14 protein-coding genes are annotated in these 20086 nt (G+C 65.3%); 8 read left to right on the plus strand and 6 right to left on the minus strand.

The features are described from left to right. Window positions 1-37: 37 nt before the first annotated feature. Complete coding sequence (locus AC1Z32_RS34370; RefSeq protein ID WP_483483257.1) at window positions 38-949, minus strand: choline sulfate utilization transcriptional regulator; 912 nt, start codon at window positions 947-949, stop codon at window positions 38-40. 127 nt (window positions 950-1076) lie between these two features. On the opposite strand from AC1Z32_RS34370, the gene betC reads away from it, so the two are divergent. Beyond that, window positions 1077-2612 (plus strand): choline-sulfatase, encoded by a 1536-nt coding sequence (gene betC, locus AC1Z32_RS34375; RefSeq protein ID WP_483483258.1) that lies wholly within the window; start codon window positions 1077-1079, stop codon window positions 2610-2612. Window positions 2613-2655: 43 nt separating this feature from the next. Further along, window positions 2656-3603: a choline ABC transporter substrate-binding protein gene (locus tag AC1Z32_RS34380; protein ID WP_483483259.1), complete on the plus strand. Its 948-nt coding sequence runs from the start codon at window positions 2656-2658 to the stop codon at window positions 3601-3603. 40 nt (window positions 3604-3643) lie between these two features. Here AC1Z32_RS34380 and AC1Z32_RS34385 read toward each other — a convergent pair whose 3' ends face one another. Then, window positions 3644-4960 (minus strand): hypothetical protein, encoded by a 1317-nt coding sequence (locus AC1Z32_RS34385; protein WP_483483260.1) that lies wholly within the window; start codon window positions 4958-4960, stop codon window positions 3644-3646. A gap of 370 nt (window positions 4961-5330) precedes the next feature. Here AC1Z32_RS34385 and AC1Z32_RS34390 point away from each other — a divergent pair, with 370 nt between their 5' ends. After that, window positions 5331-6479: a porin gene (locus AC1Z32_RS34390; RefSeq protein WP_483483261.1), complete on the plus strand. Its 1149-nt coding sequence runs from the start codon at window positions 5331-5333 to the stop codon at window positions 6477-6479. Here AC1Z32_RS34390 and AC1Z32_RS34395 read toward each other — a convergent pair. Then, window positions 6476-7453, minus strand: a complete 978-nt coding sequence (locus tag AC1Z32_RS34395) for a GlxA family transcriptional regulator (protein ID WP_483483262.1) — start codon at window positions 7451-7453, stop codon at window positions 6476-6478. The genes AC1Z32_RS34390 and AC1Z32_RS34395 overlap by 4 nt on opposite strands. A gap of 120 nt (window positions 7454-7573) precedes the next feature. Continuing rightward, window positions 7574-10642 carry an acetoacetate--CoA ligase gene (locus AC1Z32_RS34400; RefSeq protein WP_483483263.1) on the minus strand — a complete coding sequence of 1023 codons (3069 nt, stop codon included), beginning with the start codon at window positions 10640-10642 and terminating at the stop codon, window positions 7574-7576. Between the two features lie 460 nt (window positions 10643-11102). Here AC1Z32_RS34400 and AC1Z32_RS34405 point away from each other — a divergent pair, with 460 nt between their 5' ends. The 4 genes from AC1Z32_RS34405 to AC1Z32_RS34420 all read left to right on the plus strand — a co-directional run bounded on the left by AC1Z32_RS34405 (window position 11103) and on the right by AC1Z32_RS34420 (window position 15332). Then, window positions 11103-12062: a choline ABC transporter substrate-binding protein gene (locus tag AC1Z32_RS34405; RefSeq protein ID WP_483483264.1), complete on the plus strand. Its 960-nt coding sequence runs from the start codon at window positions 11103-11105 to the stop codon at window positions 12060-12062. Window positions 12063-12934: 872 nt separating this feature from the next. Further along, on the plus strand, window positions 12935-13864 hold the full coding sequence (cdhC, locus tag AC1Z32_RS34410; RefSeq protein WP_483483265.1) for a 3-dehydrocarnitine:acetyl-CoA trimethylamine transferase CdhC: 930 nt from the start codon (window positions 12935-12937) through the stop codon (window positions 13862-13864). A 20-nt stretch (window positions 13865-13884) separates the two neighbouring features. After that, on the plus strand, window positions 13885-14832 hold the full coding sequence (locus AC1Z32_RS34415) for an L-carnitine dehydrogenase (RefSeq protein WP_483483266.1): 948 nt from the start codon (window positions 13885-13887) through the stop codon (window positions 14830-14832). Window positions 14833-14852: 20 nt separating this feature from the next. Continuing rightward, window positions 14853-15332, plus strand: coding sequence for a thioesterase family protein (locus tag AC1Z32_RS34420; protein WP_483483267.1), 480 nt, complete (start codon window positions 14853-14855; stop codon window positions 15330-15332). Here AC1Z32_RS34420 and AC1Z32_RS34425 read toward each other — a convergent pair. Beyond that, complete coding sequence (locus AC1Z32_RS34425; protein WP_483483268.1) at window positions 15275-17521, minus strand: heavy metal translocating P-type ATPase; 2247 nt, start codon at window positions 17519-17521, stop codon at window positions 15275-15277. The two genes, AC1Z32_RS34420 and AC1Z32_RS34425, sit on opposite strands and share 58 nt — an antisense overlap. Window positions 17522-17648: 127 nt before the next feature. Further along, on the minus strand, window positions 17649-18299 hold the full coding sequence (locus tag AC1Z32_RS34430) for an FMN-binding negative transcriptional regulator (protein ID WP_483483269.1): 651 nt from the start codon (window positions 18297-18299) through the stop codon (window positions 17649-17651). Window positions 18300-18603: 304 nt separating this feature from the next. Between AC1Z32_RS34430 and AC1Z32_RS34435 the strand changes: the two genes are divergently transcribed. Then, window positions 18604-20070 (plus strand): DUF1254 domain-containing protein, encoded by a 1467-nt coding sequence (locus tag AC1Z32_RS34435; RefSeq protein WP_483483270.1) that lies wholly within the window; start codon window positions 18604-18606, stop codon window positions 20068-20070. The last annotated feature ends 16 nt before the right edge of the window (window positions 20071-20086 follow it).

A 20086-nucleotide genomic window follows, 5' to 3' on the forward strand; every position in this document is an offset into this window, starting at 1 on the left:
GATAGAAGCGATACGCCGCCCAGCTAGTACGAAAGCGTCAGCCGGCGACGTCGCATTCGTCCAGCAGCCACTCGCTGAATGCGCGCACGGCGGCGGCCGGCTCGCGCGGCGTGACGAGCACGTAGCCGCGATCGGTGACGAGCGGCGCATCGCAGAGCGCAACGAGCTGGCCCGTCGCGATCAGTTCGTCGACGAGCGGTGCCCAGCCCAGCGCGACGCCCTGACCCATCACCGCCGCGTGCGTGACGAGCGCGTAGCTGTTGAACGTGAAGCCGCCGTGCGTGGGCGGTGCGGCGAGGCCATGCGCCTCGAACCATGCGCTCCACGAAAGCCAGCGCTCCGGAAACGTCGGCTCCAGATGCAAGAGCGGCAACGTGAGCAGATCGCCGGGCGAAACGGGCGCCTTGCCACCCGCGATCAGCGCCGGGCTGCACACCGGCGTCACCCGCTCGGGAAAGAGCTTCACCGCGCTCTTCGTGCCCCAGTCGGCGTGCGTATCGGCGAACGCGATCACCACATCCGCATGATCGCCCGATGCGCTCGGCAGGCTCTGCGACGTGATGATCTTCACGTCGACATCGGGCATCAGCGCCTTGAATTGCGGCAGGCGCGGCATCAGCCAGTAGGTGGCGAAGCCGAAGTCCGTCGAGAGCGTGAGCGTGCGCTGCGCGTGACGCGAGCGGATATCGGACGTCGCCGCGCGGATGATGTCGAGGCCTCGACGCACCGCATCGAAAAGCCGCACGCCGTCCTCCGTGAGCGTGACGCCGCGATGCCCGCGCTCGAAGAGCGCCGCGCCGAGCGACTCCTCCAGTTGCACGACGCGCTGGCTCACGGCGGGCTGTGTCGAGCCGAGTTCGCGCGCCGCGGCGGTGAAGCTTGCAAGGCGTGCGGCGGATTCGAACATGAGTAGCGCCTGCATCGGTGGCAGACGGTCCGGCCGCGGCATAACTCCCCCTTATGAACGCATAACGTTTTGCTGTCTTCACAGCCGCGAATTGAACGGCAATAGTGAGGTCGAAGGCTCAGCCGACATTCGAGCCTACTGTTCCGGATTCTATTCGAGGCACGCATTCATGCTTGATACGAAACAAAATATCCTTGTTCTGATGGCCGATCAGCTCACGCCCTTCGCGCTCTCCGCATACGGCAACCGGGTGACGAAGACGCCGCGCATCGATGCGCTCGCGCGCGAAGGCGTCGTGTTCGAATCCGCGTATTGCGCAAGCCCGCTATGCGCGCCTTCCCGCTTCTCGCTGCTCGCAGGCAAGCTGCCTTCGAACATCGGCGCGTACGACAACGCCGCCGAGTTCCCGTCCGAAACCCTGACCTTCGCGCACTATCTGCGCGCCGAAGGCTATCGCACGATTCTCTCGGGCAAGATGCATTTCTGCGGCGCGGATCAGTTGCATGGTTTCGAGGAACGTCTCACGACCGATATCTATCCCGCCGATTTCGGCTGGACGCCCGACTGGCAGAACCCCGACGCGCGTCCGACGTGGTATCACAACATGAGTTCCGTGATCGACGCGGGCCCATGCGTGCGCACCAATCAACTCGACTTCGACGACGAAGTGACCTTCACGACGCGTCAGAAGCTCTTCGATATCGCGCGCGAGCGCAACGCGGGCAAGGACGCGCGGCCCTTCATGATGGTCGCGTCGCTGACGCATCCGCACGACCCGTATGCGATCCCGCGCAAGTACTGGGACATGTATCGCGATGAAGACATCGACATGCCTTCGTATCGCGATTCGCTCGACGCGTGCGATCCGCATTCGAAGCGTCTGCGTCACGTGTACGAAGCGGATCGCACACCGCCGACCGAGCGTCAGATCCGCAACGCGCGGCGTGCCTATTACGGCGCGGTCTCGTATGTGGACGATCAGTTCGCCGCGATCCTCGAAGCGCTGGAGCAGGCCGGTCTCGCCGACGACACGATCATCGTCGTCACGTCGGATCACGGCGAGATGCTCGGCGAGCGCGGCCTCTGGTACAAGATGACCTTCTTCGAAGGCGGCTGCCGCGTGCCGCTCATCGTGCATGCGCCGAAGCAGTTTCGCGCGCATCGTGTGGCGGATTCGGTATCGCATCTCGATGTGCTGCCGACGCTCGTCGAGCTCGCGCGCAAGGACGCGCCGCAGGCATGGCCCGACAGCGTCGATGGCCAAAGCCTCGTGCCGCATCTGCGCGAGACCGGCGGCCATGACGAAGCGATCGGCGAGTATCTCGCGGAAGGCGCGATCGCGCCCATCGTGATGATCCGGCGGGGACGCTTCAAGTTCATTCACACGAGCGTCGATCCCGATCAGCTCTACGATGTAAAGGCCGACCCCTTCGAGCGCGAGAATCTCGCGAGCGATGAACGTCACGCCGCGCAAGTGGCCGAGTTCCGCGCGGAGATCGCGCGCCGCTGGAATCTCGACGCGCTGCATGAAGACGTGTTGAAGAGCCAGCGCCGCCGCCATTTCCATTTCGCCGCGACGACGCGCGGCACGATTCAGTCATGGGACTGGCAGCCGCATGTCGATGCGAGTCAGCGCTATATGCGCAATCACATCGACCTGGACGATCTCGAAGCGATGGCGCGCTTTCCGGCCGTCGAGCATTGAGCACGCATTCTCATCATCACCTCATATTCGACAGGAACGCACCATGAAAAAGGGCTTTATCCATGCGCTCTTCGCCGCCGCGCTCAGCTGCGTGGCTTCTCACGCGTTCGCCGCCGAGCCGCAGTCGTGCACGCAGGTGCGCATGGCCGGGCCCGGCTGGTCCGACATCGACGCCACCAACGCGATGAGCGGCATCGTGCTCAAGGCGCTCGGCTATCGGCAGAACGTCGCGAACCTGTCGGTGCCGATCACGTATCAGGGCATGAAGAAAGGACAGATCGATGTCTTTCTAGGCAACTGGATGCCCGCGCAGGCGCCACTCGTGAAGCCGTTCTTCGAGGACAAGTCGATCGACGTGGTGCGCCCGAACCTCTCCAACGCCAAGTTCACGCTGGCCGTGCCGGAGTATGTGGCGGCGGCCGGCGTGCATTCGTTTGCGGATCTCGCGAAGAACGCCGACAAGTTCGATAACCGCATCTACGGCATCGAACCGGGCGCGCCCGCGAATCAGAACATCAAGCGCATGGTCGACGACAAGGCCTTCGGCCTCGGCGACTGGAAAGTGGTGGAATCGAGCGAGACCGCGATGCTGACTCAGGTCGAGCGCGCGGTGCGCGAGAAGAAGTGGATCGTGTTTCTCGCCTGGGAGCCGCATGTGATGAACACGAAGTTCAAGCTCGCGTATCTCGATGGCGGCGACAAGTACTTCGGCCCGAACTACGGCGGCGCGACGGTGAACACGGTGGCACGCAGCGGCTACGAGCAGCAGTGCCCCAATGTAGGAAGGCTGTTCAAGCAGATGGCCTTCAACGTCGATCTGGAAAACGGCGTGATCACCGAGGTTCTGGAAAAGAAAGCCCATGTCGACGCCGCCGCCACGGATGCGCTGAAGCGTCATCCGGAACTGCTGAAATCGTGGCTCGACGGAGTCACCACGGCGAGCGGCGGGAACGGCCTGGAAGCGGTTCAGACCGCGCTCGGGGTGAAGTGATCAGAAGTGGTGTGAAGCGTGGGCAGGATCCGCAACGCGCTCAGCCGAGCTGCATGCTGGCGCGATCCTGCGCAGCCATCAAAAGCGCGCGCAGCGGCGACACGATCGCGACGAAATGCACCATCAGGCTATCCGGCTGCTGGAAATACCACGGCGTGTTGATGCTCATGCATTCGAGGCCGTTTTCGAGTTTCCAGCCGAGACGTTCCGTGAGCAGATTCGCGATGATGGTCTGGTCGCCGCCGTTCGCGTAGGTGCTCGATTTGTCGGGTGCGGCGCTCACGCGCTCGTAGATCTCTTCGACGAACGCGATCGTCGCGGGCTTGCGGCGAAAGCCCAGTAAGCCCGCGTTGATCACCCACGGGCCGATGTCATGCGCGGCGACGATATCGCGTCCGTCGAGCAGCGTCTCGAGCCGCTTGCGCTGATCGAAAAAGAGAATGTCCGCATCGACCCAGAACATCCATTCGTGATGCGGCAGATGCTTGCGCAGGAACCACGGCTTGAGCCATGTGCCGGACGTGCCCGGCTCGACTTCGGCGGGCGTCTGGCGGTACACATAGAGCGTGTAACCGTGGCGCTCGCAATAGCGGCGCATGTTCCGTTCCGCGACGGCGCCGTACGCGCGCACGTTGGGCGTGTAGTAGGTGACGAGCGCGATGGGTTTGCCGGGGTTGTAGACGCTGAAGTCCTCGTTCCGTTCAACGGACTCCGCGGGTAGCGGAAAGAGCGGCGTGCCTTTTTGCTGGCAATCGTTGATGTGCCCGGCGAGCGCGTCGCGGAAACTCGAATGGATGCCGCCATACGCGTCCGTCTCTTCGAGCACGATCGTCCAGAGATTGGCGTGGCGGGCCCAGTGAGGCTCGAAACGCGGACCGCAGTGCATCGTGCACAGTATGCCGCCGCGTTCGCCATGCGCTTCGATGTAGTTGAGCGGCGAAAGCAGTTCGCCTTCCTCTTGCACGGTGCCGCCGATCTTGCATTTTTCGATGCAGCCGACGAGGAACCCGCGAATGTCCGGCGTATTGCGCCAGATTTGCACGGCGGTCTGATGTGTCTTGCTGCTGCCGGACACGGCCATGAGCGCGTGCTGACGCGCATCGGCGATGGGTTCGACCGGATGCATGTTGAGCACGATGCAGTCTTCACTCATGCAGACGAGCAGCGCCATCTCGGGCATCCGGCGCAAGTGCTGCAGGATGACTTCGTACTTGAGCAACAGACGGTGGGTGCTGCCCGGCAGGCCTGTCATCGAGACAGTGGCGTGCTCGTAGCCCATGTGAGAGGCGTAGTGCCTGTGATTGTTGAGAACGTGCGGTGCGTCGACGTGAAGGATGCTCAGGCAGCGGGTGGTCATGTGTGTATCGATTGCTGAAGCGAAACGAACAGGATGCGGTTTTTTTACAGATTCGGAAGTATGGGAGCCTGCCCCGTTCGCGGCTATCGGGCATGTCTGAATTCGAAGTAGTTCGATCGACTTGCACCGCGCTATTGCAGTAGTCGCAACTGGACAGATTCGCGTCGCAATCGGTCGAGCCTGGATATATATGGAACCTTATTTTTAACAACGTCGGCGCAATGCTTCATTTCGCCGCATAGCAGATCAGAACGAGTCTTCCGCAGTTCCCCGCAGCGTCAGCTTGCGATATGCCTTCACGCCATGCGCGCGAGGGCAGGGCAGCGCTTTTTCCAACGCAATATCGACGAGACGAGCAAAGGACCAGCACATGAAAAAAGGACATGCCGCGAAGTTCGCAGGCCTCGCGTTGGCCGCGGGCGCGGCGAGCGTGCCGACGGTCGCACATGCACAAAGCAGCGTGACGCTCTATGGCATTCTCGACGCGGGCATCACCTGGGTCAGCAACACCGGCGGCTCGCACGTGGTCAAGTTCGACGACGGCATTTCCTACGGCAACCGCATCGGCTTTCGCGGCGTCGAGGATCTCGGCGGCGGACTGCAGGCGGTCTTCGTGCTGGAGTCGGGCTTTCACCTCGGCAATGGCCAGTACGCGTTCGGCGGCGCGGAGTTCGGCCGGCAGGCGTATGTGGGCCTGAAGAACCAGTGGGGCACGGTATCGCTCGGCAATCAGCTGGATATGACCGAGGAGTTCGTCTATCTCTACAACATCTCGGCGTGGGCGAGCGGCTACGCGATTCACCAGGGCGACTTCGACCGCATGAACGGCGACCGCCTGCCGAACTCGATCAAATTCCTGTCGAACGACTTCGGCGGCTTCACGTTCGGCGGCATGTATTCGTTCGGCAATCAGGCGGGCAACTTCCATCGCAACAGCGCGTGGAGCGTGGGCGCGCACTATGCGGCCAGCACGTTCAACATGGGCGCGGCGTACACGCAGCTGAACAACCCCAACGGCATCTATGCGTTCGATCCCTACGCGATGATCGGCGCGCGCACCTTCCTCGGACAGCCGACCGTGTCCGTCGATCCGGCGACGGGCGCCGTCACCGATCTGTACAGCGCGAACCCGTTTCCCGTCGACAAGCAGGGCGCGTTCGCCGTGGGCGCGGCGTGGACCATCGGCAATCTGATGCTGTCGGGAAACTTCACGTACACGACGATCAAGGGACTCGGCCAGACCTCGCACATGCAGGTGTATGAAGGCGGCGCGTCATACAGCTTCATGCCTGATCTGAGTCTCTACGGTGGCTATCAGCACACGCGCTTCGAGGGCAATCACTGGAATCAGGGCTCGCTCGGCCTGCACTATCTGCTTTCGAAGCGCACGGACGTGTACGTCTCGGGCGACTATCTGCGCGCGTCCGGTCCCATCGATGCGGTGATCGGCTACAGCTTCACGCCTTCGTCGTCGAATACGCAGGCCGATGTGCGCATCGGCATGCGCCATTCGTTCTAAGCGGCGGCGAGCCGCGCGGGGACCACGGCGCGCAATGCGCTGCGGTCCTGCCGCGGGCTCGTGTTGAAGCGCACGCGATACGTGCGCGAGAAATGCGAAGGCGATTCGAAGCCGCACGCGACGCACACGGCGAGAATCGACATATCGGTCTGCTGAAGCAGCTCGCGCGCGCGCGTGAGCCGCAGGCCGAGATAGAAGTGCGTCGGCGTGTCCTTCAGCGACGCGCAGAAGAGCCGCTCCAGCTGACGCCGCGTCACGCCGATGGATTCCGCGAGCGCATCGGGCGACAGCGGCTCTTCCATGTTCTGCTCCATCAGCTCTATCACCTGAATCAGCTTGCGGTTGTGGATGCCGTAGCGCGCGGCGATCTGCAGGCGCTGATGATCCGAGCGCTGCCTGATGCGCCCCAGCACGAACTGCTCCGACACCTGCGCGGCGAGGCTCGCGCCATGCTCGCGCGCGATCAGGTCGAGCATCATGTCGATGGATGCCGTGCCGCCCGCGCAGGTGATGCGCCGCGCGTCGATCTCGAAGAGCTCCTGGCTCGTCTCGATGCCCGGATAGCGCTCGACGAAGGCGGCCGCCGCTTCCCAATGCAGCGTCGCGCGCTTGCCCGTCAGCAGCCCTGCTTCCGCGAGGATGAAGCTGCCGGTGTCGATGCCGCCGAGCGTCGCGCCCGCGCGATCGAGGCGCCTTAACCAGTCGGCGATCGCGCGCGAGTAGCCCGAGAGCGGCTCGAAGCCCGACACGACGAACACCGTGCGCGCATCGTTCACCTGATCGAACGCGTGTTCCGCGTTGAGCGTGATGCCGTTGCTCGCGGCGACCGGCCCGCCGTCGACGGACAGGATGTGCCAGCGATACAGCTCGCCCGCGAAGCGATTGGCGACGCGCAGCGGCTCGATCGCGGACATGAAGCCGATCGACGAGAACTCGGGCAGCAGCAGGAAGTGGAAATCGTGGGGAGCGGACATCGGATCGATCGATAAAGGCGGGTCGATGAGCGAGCCGTCCACGCTAGCAAGTGCAAAAAGCGCGCGCAATCCGGCGCGCCCCGTAGGGCGGCCGGACCGGATGCCGGAGCGAATGATCGTTCAGGCGGCGGAAAGCGCGTTCGTGACCGTCTGCGCGACGGCGGCGAGATGCGGCTCGACGACGAGATCGGTGTGCTTGCCGTCGATCAGCATGACCTGCAGGCCGTGCTTCGCGACGCGTTGCCAGACCGGCAGCGGATCGCCGCGCTCCCCGTCGAGGACCGTCGCGCGCACGTAGACGATCGGACCGCCCTTGTAGCGGCGCGGCCTGTAGGTCGTCATCGCGACGCGCATCGATTCGCGCACGCGCTGGAGCACGGGCGGCAGGTCGGCCGGGGCGGACGCGGGCCTGTGCGCCTGCTTGCCCAGGCGCATGCGCACGCGATCGGTGATCGCGGCGGCCTTCCCGCGCATGTAACCGATGCGCGCGCGCGGCTCGAGCGAACGGAATTCGCGCAGCCGGTCCGCGACCACGTTCGCCTGAAAGCGCGACCAGTGCGAGAGCGGCAGGCAGCGCTCGTCAACGTAAGTATCGAGCAGGCAGAGCATCTCTATCTTCTCGCCCGCCGCGACAAGCTGCTGCGCGATCTCGAACGCGATCAGGCCGCCGAACGAGTAGCCGACGAGCGCATACGGCCCGCCCGGCTGCACCTCGCGCATGCGTGCCACATAGACCCGCGCCATCGCTTCGACGCTGTGCTGGGGCGCTGCGTCGCCGTCGAGGCCGAGCGCCTGCAGGCCGTAGACGGGCCGCTCGTTCTGCAGCATGCCCGCGAGCGTCAGGCACTCCATCACCGAGCCCGTGATGCTGTGCACCATGAAGAGCGGCCGGCCGCTGCCGGCGCGCATCTGCACGAGCGTGGAGTTTCCGGCGATCGTGCCGGGATCGGCGGCGAGGACGCCGGCGAGCCGCGCGATGGTCGGCGCGACGATCATCGTCGAAAGCGGCAGCGTGCGGCCGGTCGCGCGCTGGACGTCGGTGAGCATGTGCGCCGCGAGCAGCGAATGGCCGCCGAGCTCGAAGAAGTTGTCGTCTCGCCCGATCGGCGAGAAGCAGAAATGCTGCTCCCACAACGCGCACAGATACGCTTCGATCTCTTCCACCGAGTCGCCCGGCGCGGGCAATTCGCGCTTGGCGCGCGTGAGCGACGGATGCTCGCGGATCTGATCGAGGCATTCCGGGTTCGCGAGCGACGACACGTTGCGCGCGGGCAGGCCGTTGACCGCATCGCGCGCGGCGGCTTCGGAAGGCTTGTTGTTGTGCGTGACCGGCAGGCCGCCGACCTGCACGATGACGTCCGGCACGAGCGCGGCCGAGCCCTGGCGCGTGAGGTCGCGGCGCACGCGCGCGGCGAGCGCCGCGTTCAGTTGCGCGCCCGGACGCAGCACGAGCAGCAGCACGATGCGCTGGCCCGAGTCGCCGGCGTTGGCGCCCGTCTGCGGCACGACCATCGCGTGGCGGATCTCGTGGATCTCGCTCAGGATGCGGTAAATCTCGCCCGGGCTCACGTTGATGCCGCGCACGTTCAGCACGCCGTCGCTGCGGCCGTGCAGGCGCGCGGAACCTTCCGGCGAGAACTCGATGACATCGCCGTGCGTCCACACGCCTTCGTTCGCGGCGAAGTAAGCCTTGTGAAAGCGCGAGCCGTCGTCGTCGCCGAAGAAGCCGAGCGGCCGCGACGGGAACGGATTCGTGCAGACGAGCTCACCCGGCATGATCGTGCTCGCGCCCTGATCGAACGCCTGCACGTCGAGGCCGAGGCTCCTGCACTGCGCTTCGCCCGCATAAACGGGAAGGTTCGGATTGCCGAGCACGAAGCAGCCGATGATGTCCGTGCCGCCCGAAATCGATTGCATCTGCAGCGGCTTCACGTGGTCGCAGACCCACTGGAACTGCGAGTCGTAGAGCACGGCGCCTGTCGACATCATCGCGCGCAGGGCGGACAGATCGAGCTGCGTGCCCGGTTCGATGCCCGCATCCTCGCTCATCTTCAGATAGGCGGGGCTCGTACCGAAGACGGTCACGTGCTCCCTGGAGATGAGGCGCCAGAGCGTGTCGACGGCGGCCACGGGGCCGTCGTAGGTGACGATCTCGACGCCCGACGCGAGCACCGACATCTGCCAGTTCCACATCATCCACGAGCAGCTCGTGTGGAAGAAGAGCTTGTCGCCGGGGCCGAAGTCGCTGTGCAGGCGATGCTCCTTCACGTGTTCGAGCAGCGTGCCGCCCGCGCCGTGCACGATGCATTTCGGCTTGCCCGTCGTGCCCGACGAAAACATGATGAAGAGCGGATGATTGAACGGGAAGCGCCGCCACGTGAAGCGCTGCGCGTCGCCGCGCCCGATCAGCGCGCGCAGCTCGTGCTGGCGCTGCGTCACCGAGCTCGGCAGATCCGTTTCGTCCAGGCAGACGATGTCCGTCAGCGACGGCAACTGCGCGGCCACCGCGGCGACGTGCCCCGAGATGGAGCCGCCCGTGTCGAACGGACGCTGCATCGTGTGGGCGAACATCATCTTCGGGTCGAGCGGCGCAAAGCGGTCGAGGATCGCCTGCACGCCGTTTTCCGGCGCGGCGGTGGACAACGTCGCGCCGAGCGCGGTCACGGCGAGCGCGACGGTGATCGCGTCGCCGTCGTTGCGCATGATCGCGACGACGCGGTCGCCCTCTTTCAGGCCGAGCTCGGAGAGCGTCTGCGCGAGACGCATGACGCGCTCACGCAATGCGCCGCGCGTGTAGGTGATGCGGCGGCCGTCGGCGTAGCACGAGGTGAGCGCGGGCGCGTCGTCGGGCGCGATGCGTTTGCCAAGCAGGTTTTCGGCGTAATTCAACTCGACGTTGGGAAAAAACCGCGCCGTCTCGCATTGGTTTCCGATACAGACCGGTTCGTCCGATCCCGACCATTCGAGATCGCGTGCCGATTCGAGAAAACATTTCCAGAATTGCCGGTATTCACGGGCCGAATAAGCGTGCAATTCGGAATAGTTGGCGAACTGCTCCCCGGTGGCTCTTGCGAAAGCCTGTGTAAAGGCCGTCATGCGCGATGCACGGACCTGTTCGTGAGGCGGCTGAAACAGCGGTTCGCGCGCATACAGCCGCGCGCTCTCTCGGATGGCGTCTTGACGGTCCATTTCCTGGCACCTTTGATCTCTGGGCGACGTGTTCTGAATGGCTGTGTACTCGAGAGGCATTGCGGCAGACCTTTTTATATCCCCTGGTCGTGCCGTTGCCGAGACGAGCGTATCCCTCTCTGCGGGAGATTACAGCGCTGGAAATCCTTCCAATGTGCGAACAACCACAGAGACCGTGGCGTTTCGGCAAAGATTGACCTTGCACAATTCAACGCGGACGGGTTTGGGATAGCGAATGGCCGCAATGGTCATCGATTCCATTCCTGCGCTTCTTTCAATCGGCGTAAACACGCTGGCGCGCGCATTTCAGATTCGGTCCGAAACGGGATCACCGGCAGGGTCGCAGGCAGTCAAGTCGCGGTCGCAAGCGGGCGTTCGGGCGCCTTTATGCGGCGGTACTTTGTATGCACGCCGGCGCCCGAATCGGCGCATCGACTTAACCCTCACTGGAATGTACGCCATGAGACATTGCCTGATTTCGAAACTGCTTTTCGCCGGGACATTTGCGGCGTTCGCCGCGGCGCAGGGCGCGCAAGCGCAGGGCACGGAGGACGCGAGCTGCCGCACGGTGCGCTTCGTCGATATCGGCTGGACGGACATTACATCGACGACCGCGCTTGCATCGGTCGTGTTCGAGGGGCTCGGCTATGCGCCGCGGACGACGGTCGCGTCGGTGCCGATTTCGCTGGCGGGTCTGAAGAGCAAGCAGATCGACGTGTCGCTTGGCTACTGGTGGCCGGTGCAGCAGAAGGCGGTCGAGCCGTTCCTCGAATCGAAGAGCATTCAGAAGCTCGAACCGCCGAATCTGTCGGGCGCGAAGGCGACGCTCGCGGTGCCGAGCTATGCATACGATGCCGGCATCAAGACGTTCGCGGACATTGCGAAACATCGCGACGAGCTGGGCGGCACGATCTACGGCATCGAGCCTGGCAGCAGCGCGAACGCGAAGATTCAGAAGATGATCGACACGAACCAGTTTGGGCTTGGCGGATTCAAGCTCGTGCAGTCGAGCGAGGCGGGCATGCTGGTGACGGTCGAGCGCGCGATCCGCGAGAAGAAGCCGGTTGTGTTTTTGGGCTGGGAGCCGCATCCGATGAACATTCAGATGAAGATCAACTATCTTGCCGGCGGCGATGAGGTGTTCGGGCCGAATTATGGCGAGGCTCGCGTTTATACGCTGACGAATACGGATTTTCTGACGCGTTGTCCGAATGCGGGGAAGCTTGTTTCCAATCTTCGCTTTACGACCGATCTGGAGAACCGGTTGATGGAGCCGGTGATGAAGAAGGAACGGCCGGCGGAAGCGGCGAAGGCTTATCTGAAGAAGAACCCGCAGGTGTTGGATGCCTGGCTCGCAGGCGTGAAGACGGTTGATGGGAAGGATGGGTTGCCGGCCGTTCGGCAGTACCTTGGGCTTTGATGGGGCGAGGGTGAGGATTGGATGGTGGGCTTGTGGTTCTATGGGACGAGGGTGAAGAGTGGATGGTGTGCTTGTGCTTCTATGGACTGCCTGTTTTCGCGTCGGTCTATTAGCGTTGCCCCTATGCGGGGCGGCAGTCACTTTCTTTGCTGCTGCAAAGAAAGTAACCAAAGAAACAGCTATCCCCATCCAAAGTGCTTCAAGCCGGCCCCGGCACAGAAGATGGCACGTGGTCCGGCAGTAGCGAGTGCCCTCAAAGGTCTAATCGGGCGTGGACCGCGCACGGTCTGACAAGCTAGCAATTTAAGGGCGCTGGTTCAGCACGAAATAGCTCCGGCCCAGCGCTACGCGCTGCCGCTGGGTGTGCAAGGGAAACCAACGGTGGGCGAATGCGGAGAGATAGAAGCGTTAGCAAAAGGGCGCGCGCCGACCCGATTGACCCGTCGGCCGCGAAGCGGGCCGGAGCTATTTGGCGCCTTACCAGTCAGTTGAGCGGTGCGATGTGTCAGACCGTGCGCGATCCAAGCCCGATTAGACCTTTGAGGGCACTCGCTACTGCCGGACCACTTGCGCAGTTCTGTGCCGGGGCCGGTGTGAAGTACTTTGGATGGGGATAGCTGTTTCTTTGGTTACTTTCTTTGCAGCAGCAAAGAAAGTGACTGCCGCCCCGCATAGGGGCAGAGCAAATAGACCACTAAGAAAACAGGCAGTCCATAGAAGCAACCGACACACCCGAAGCGCCAGCAAGAACCAATTACTGCCGCCCCGCACAAGGGGCAACGCAAACAGACCGACGCGAAAACAGGAAGTCCATAGAAGCTAAAAAAGAGCGAACCAAACACGCAGGAACCCTAACAAAACAGAGGAAAGAGATGAACTACGAAGTGATAGTAACGTGCGCAGTGACGGGCGCCGGCGACACGACCGGCCGACATCCCGCGATCCCTGTGACGCCAAAGCAGATAGCGGAAGCGGCAATAGAGGCGGCAAAGGCGGGCGCCACCGTCGCCCACTGCCACGTCCGCGACCCGAACACGGGAAGAGCCAGCCGCGACCCGGCCTTATACCGCGAGGTAGTAGACCGCATCCGTTCGTCCGGCGTCGATGTCATCATCAACCTGACCGCCGGCATGGGCGGCGACCTCGAAATCGGCCCGGGCGAAGACCCGATGCGCTTCGGCAAGGGCACCGACCTCGTCGGCGGCCTGACGCGCCTCGCGCACGTCGAAGAGCTGCTGCCCGAAATCTGCACGCTCGACTGCGGCACGCTCAATTTCGGCGACGGCGACTACATCTACGTCTCGACGCCTGCGCAACTGCGCGCCGGCGCCAAACGCATCCAGGAACTCGGCGTGAAGCCGGAACTGGAGATCTTCGACACCGGCCACCTCTGGTTCGCGAATCAACTGCTGAAAGAAGGCCTGCTCGACAACCCGCCGCTCTTTCAACTGTGCATGGGCATTCCATGGGGCGCGCCGCCCGACACCGGCACGATGAAAGCCATGGTCGACAACCTGCCGCCGGGCGCGCACTGGGCCGGCTTCGGCATCGGCCGCATGCAGATGCCGATGGTCGCGCAAGCGATGCTCCTCGGCGGCCACGTGCGCGTCGGTCTCGAAGACAACCTGTGGCTCGATCGCGGCGTGCACGCGACGAACGGCTCGCTCGTGCAGCGCGCGGTGGAGATCATCGAGCGGCTGGGCGCACGCGCGCTCACGCCCGCCGAAGGCCGCAAAAAGCTCGGCTTGCCGCCTCGCGGGGAACGCCTGCTCGAAAAGCGCGCGCTCGAACAATTCGCCTGAACCAACAAGGACATCACGACATGCAAGTCAAGCAATTCGCCGCGCTCGGCGCGGGTGTGATCGGCAGCGGCTGGGTGGCGCGGGCGCTCGCGCACGGACTCGACGTCACCGCGTGGGACCCCGCGCCCGGCGCCGAGGCGCAGCTTCGCGCGAACGTCGCGAATGCGTGGCCCGCGCTGGAACGCGTCGGGTTGGCTGAAGGCGCGTCGCAGGAAAGGCTGCGCTTCGTCGAGACCGTCGAGGAATGCGTCGCCAATGCGGACTTCATCCAGGAAAGCGCGCCCGAGCGCGAGGATCTGAAGCTCGCGCTGCACGAGCGCGTGAGCCGGGCGGCAAAGCCGGATGCGATCATCGCGTCGTCGACGTCGGGGCTCCTGCCGAGCGATTTCTATGCGCGCGCCGTGAATCCGGAACGCTGCGTCGTCGGGCATCCGTTCAATCCGGTGTATCTGCTGCCGCTCGTCGAAGTGCTCGGCGGTGACAAGACTTCAGGCGATGCGATCGACTCCGCGATGAGCTTCTATGCATCCATCGGCATGCGGCCCTTGCGCGTGAGAAAGGAAGTGCCGGGCTTCATCGCGGACCGGCTGCTCGAAGCGCTGTGGCGCGAGGCGCTGCATCTCGTGAACGACGGCGTCGCCACGACCGGCGAGATCGACGACGCCATCCGCTATGGCGCGGGCATCCGCTGGTCGTTCATGGGCACGTTCCTCACGTACACGCTGGCGGGCGGCGAGGCGGGCATGCGACACTTCATGCAGCAGTTCGGCCCCGCGCTCGAATTGCCGTGGACGAAGCTCGTCGCGCCGAAACTGACCGACGAGCTCATCGACCGCGTGGTCGACGGCACGTCGAAGCAGACGAACGGGCGCGGCATCAAGGAGCTGGAGCGTTATCGCGACGACTGCGTCGCGAGCGTGATCGAGGCGATCGCCGCAGCGAAAGCGCGTCACGGCATCGAAGACTAAGGGAACCACGAGGAACCACAATGAGCTATCGCGACACAGTCAGGCCGGAGTGGGTCGACTACAACGGCCATCTGCGCGATGCGTTCTACATGCTGATCTACAGCCTCGCGACCGATGCGTTCATGGACCGCATCGGCCTCGACGAAGCGGGCCGCCGCGCGCGTCAGCGCACGCTCTACACGCTCGAAGCGCACATCAGTTATCTGCGCGAGATCAAGGAGGGCGCGGCGGTGCGCGTCGAATGGCGGGTGATCGCGCATGACAGGAAGCGCATCCATCTATATATGGAGATGTTCGAGGGCGAGGGCGCCGAGCCGGTGTCCGCGTGCGAGCAGATGTTGATGCACATCGATTCGAGCGGCGCGCCGAAGTCCGCATCGTTCGATGAAGACATCGCCGCGCGCATCGCCGCCGAGCCGACGGTCGCCGCGAAGGACGCGCGTCACGCCGGCCGCGTGATCGGCTTGCCGGCGCGCGCTTCTTCCGCCGCGCCCGCCTGAGCGCGCCAGGTGCGCAGCAGCAGCGCGTTCGTCACGACGCTCACGCTGGAGAACGCCATCGCCGCGCCGGCGAACATCGGATCGAGCCAGCCCGCCGCGGCAAGCGGAATGCCGATCAGGTTGTAGACGAACGCCCAGAACAGGTTCTGCTGGATCTTGCGGTACGTGCGCCGCGAGATGTCGATCGCGTCCGCGACGAGCGCCGGATCGCCGCGCATCAGCGTGAGGCCGGCCGCTTCGATCGCGACATCGGTGCCGCTCGCCATCGCGATGCCGACATCGGCGGCGGCGAGCGCGGGCGCGTCGTTGATGCCGTCGCCGGCCATCGCCACGATGCCTTTGCGCGATGCCTTCAGTTCTGCGACGACGCGCGCCTTGTCGTCGGGCAGCGTCTGCGCGAACACGAGATCCGGCGGAATGCCCAACGCGCGCGCGACGGCCTGCGCGCTGCCTTCGTTGTCGCCGGTGACGAGCGCGCTCTTCACGCCCATGCGCGCGAGCCGTTCGATGGCGGCGCGCGCCGTCGGCTTCACGGTGTCGCCGAACGCGAGCAGCGCGAGCACGGCGCCGTCGAGATCGATCAGCCACGAGATCGTGTTCCCTTGCGCTTCGAGTTCGCGGGCGCGCGCGGCGAGCGTCGGTGGCACGTCGAGATTCAGCTCCGCGAGCCAGCGCGCGCTGCCGATCGCGATGCGCCGCGCCCCGACGCTCGCCTCGACGCCACGCCCCGCGACCGCGCGCGCGGCGCTCGCACCGAAACGCGGCGCGCCGTTCGCGGCGGCCACGACGGCCTTCGCCAGCGGATGCTCGCTCATGCGCTGCACGGCGGCGGCGAGGCCGAGCGCTTCGTCGCGATCCTGCCCCGGCGCGGCATCGAACGCGACGAGGCTCGGCTTGCCAACGGTCAGCGTGCCGGTCTTGTCGAACGCGACGATTTTGATCGCATGCGCCTGCTCGAGCGCCTGCGCGTCCTTGATGAGAATGCCCTGACGCGCCGCGACGCCCGTGCCGGCCATGATCGCGGTCGGCGTCGCGAGGCCGAGCGCGCACGGGCACGCGATCACGAGCACCGCGACGGCGTTCAGCAGCGCCGTTTCGGCTTCCGCGCCGTGCAGCAGCCAGCCGGCGAGCGTGACGAGCGCGATCGCCAGAATCGCCGGCACGAACACCGCCGACACGCGATCGACGAGCCGCTGGATCGGCGCCTTCTCCGCCTGCGCCGATTCGACGAGCCGGATGATGCGCGCGAGCGTCGTTTCCCCGCCGATCGCCGTGGTTTCGATCGCGATCACGCCTTCGCCGTTGATCGAGCCGCCGGTCGCGCGCGCGCCCGGCTCCTTCGCCACGGGCAGGCTTTCGCCCGTGATCAGCGATTCATCGATGTGCGTGCGGCCCTCGCGCACGATGCCGTCCACCGGCACGCGCTCGCCCGGCCGCACGATGGCGATATCGCCGATGCGCACGTCCGCGAGCGCCACGTCGCGCTCGCGCGCCGGATCGTTTCGATCGCGCACGCGCGCCCGGGTCGGCCGCAGCGCGTTGAGCGCGCGGATCGCGTCGGTGGTCTGGCGTTTCGCGCGCGCCTCCAGCCACTTGCCGAAGCGCACCAGCGTGATGACGACCGCCGACGCCTCGAAGAACAGATGCTCCGTCATGCCGCCGTGCGCGAACATCTGCCAGACGGACAAGCCCCACGCCGCCGACGTGCCGAGCGCGACGAGCAGATCCATGTTGCCCGCGAACGCGCGCACGGCGCGATAACCGCCGACGTAGAACCGCGCGCCGAAGCCGAACTGCACGACGCTCGCAAGCGCGAGCTGCAGCCACGGGTTCAGCGTTGCGCCGAACATCGGCGCGAGCAGCGGCAACGTCAGCAGCGCGGAAACGACGACGGACGCGAGCTCGCGATCGAACGCATGCGAGGCCGAAGCCGGGGCGGCGGGCGGCGCTTCGGGAAGAATCGGCGCGGCTTCGTAGCCCGCTTTCGCGATCGCCGCGACGAGCTGATCGTCGGTGACGGCGCCGCTCGCGTGCACGGTCGCCTTTTCGGTGGCGAGATTGACGGCGACGCTCTCGACGCCCGGCACGCGCCTGAGCACTTTTTCGACGCGCGCGACGCACGACGCGCACGTCATGCCGCTGACGGCGAGTTCCGCGGTTCTTGGGTTTTCGGTCGATGCTGTGGACATGCTGAAACGCTCCGGTCTGGCTGGGATCGCGAAGATCCCTCACAGACACCAGTATCAGCCTTCCAATGATTGGAAGGTCAAGCGCGGAACGAGCGGCGCCGCGCGATTATGCAATTCAGTCGCGCAATCAGTCGCGCGGCGCGCCGTTCAGCGCGCCGGCCATGGCGTCGGCGAGCGCATCGGCCGCGTCGCCGCCGCGCTCGCGCAGGCCTTTCACGGCGCCGATGCGATCGGCGTCGGATTTGTTCTGCGACAGCTTCGCCTTGCCGACGAGCCGTGTCACCTCGATCTCGATGCCGACGATCGCGGACAACATCTGATCGATGAAATCGCGCGGCGCGTCGCCCATCTTCCACGGCGCGCGCTCGCCCGCTTCCATCTTGCGCGTGAGCCGCGCGACGACGCCGCGCACGTAGGCTTCGTCGTCGCGCACGGTGATGCGGCCGTGCGCGTGCACGACGAGATAGTTCCACGTCGGCACCTGGCGATGCGTCTCCTGCTTGCTCGGATAAAACGTCGGCGAGATGTAGCCGTGCTCGCCCTGGAAGATCACGAGGACGTCCGCGCCGGTCCGGACTTCGCGCCACACCGGATTCGCCCGCGCCACATGCGCGCGCAGCGTGCCGTGCTCGCCCACGGCCGCGTCGAACTCGAACGGCACGTGATTCGCGTCGAGACCATTGGGACCGTGCGTGACTAGCGCGCCGAACGGATGGGCGGCGATCAGCGCGTGCAGGGCTTCCGCGCGGTTTTCTTCGAAATGGGCGGGCAAATACATCGGGCGGACTCGCAAAGAGTGGACTATCGAATGCTACGAGACGATGTTACGCGAGAGGCGGAATGCACGTCATGCCGTGCTTTTGGGCGGCATCTGGTGCATTCTTCGAAACGTCGGCACGCTTTTGTGCGCTTTGCTTGCCTATCGTCAGCGGATAAGTTAAAACCCGAATTTCGAGTAATGCTCGCGCTGCGCCGCCTGGGGCCCTGATGCGGCGATGAACCCGCTCGCGAGCGTGCCGGACATCGATACGCCTGTCGATCCGCCGGCAACCCAATCGAAAGAAAACCGGATTCCAATTCGAATGAAGAACAACCGACGCTGGACGCTCCCGCGCGATGCCGCGATCTGGATGAGCGCGAGCCTCGCGGGCATGGCCGTTCTGGCCGGCTGCGCCACGAAGGCGCCCGAAGCGAAAGCGCCCAGCACCGCCGGCTGGGTGAAAAACCAGGTCGCCGATGCCTATACGTTCGGCTTTCCGCTCGTCGCCACCGATATCGCCCGCGAACGGGCGAGCGGCCGCGCCGGGCAGCCCGGCCGGGCGCCGCTCAATTCGTTCCGCCATGCGAGCGCGCTGCCGCCCGTGGGCGCGGCCGGATCGCCGAGCGTCGACACGCTCGAATCGGCCGCGTGGCTCGATGTCTCCGCCGATCCCGTGATCGTCTCGCTGCCCGCCGCGCCGCGCGGCCGCTATCTCGATGCCCGCGCGTTCGATGCGTGGACCAACGCGCTCTATTCCAGCGCCGACACGACGCCGTATCCGAAGATGCAGCTGATCGCGTTCGTGCCCGCGGGCTGGACCGGCACGCTGCCCGCCAACGCGACGCGCGTCGAGACGCGCACGCGCTACGTGTGGCTTTCGGTGCGCGTGCGCGTGAGCGGCCCGCGCGACGTGCACGAGGCGCGCAAGCTGCAGACCGCGATGCGCATCGACACGCTCACGCCCGCGAAGGGCTCCGTGTCGGATCCGACGCCCGTCGTCGCCGGCGCGTGGGGCGCGAGCGGCGCGAAACAGCCCGCGGTGCCGCCGCTTTCCGACGCCCTCGTGGCCGCCACGCCCGGCGCGCAGACCGAGGCGCTCGATGCGAACGCGTTCTTCGCGCGCCTCGCCCGCTCGCTCGACGACAATCCCGCCGCCACCGACGACAGCCACGCGATGAGCCAGCTCGCCGAACTCGGCGTGAAGCCCGGCGAGCCGGTGCAGTTCAAGACGACCGATGCGCCGCTGCTCGACTCCGGCCTCGCCAATGCGCGCGAGCGCCTCGCGACGGTGCCCTCGAACGCGATCACGAAGCACGGCTGGACCTGGTTCGCCGATGGCGTCGGCATCTACGGCACGGACTACACGCTGCGCGCGTATCTCGCGCGCCAGCAGACCGCGACGAGCACGAAGGAAGGCGAGGTGAAGCCCGTCGCGCGCGTGGACAGCGAAGGTCATCCGCTCAACGGCGCGAACCAGTACACGCTGCATTTCGCGCCGGACCAGCTTCCGCCGGTGCGCGGCTTCTGGACGATCACGGCCTACACGAAGGACGGCGCGCTCGCGGACGGCAAGCTTCCGCGCCTGTCGCTGTCCGATCGCGACCGCCTCAGGAAGAATCGAGATGGCTCCGTCGACGTGATCGTGTCGGCGAAGCCGCCGGGACGCGCGCAGGCGTCGAACTGGCTGCCCGCGCCGGAAGGCGAATTCCAGATCGCGATGCGTCTCTATGCGCCGAAGTCGGAAGCGAGCGATGGCTCCTGGGCGCCGCCGCCCGTCGAGCGGCAGTGAGCCGGCTGCACGAAAG

The organism is Caballeronia sp. 11_S32 (assembly GCF_056930355.1).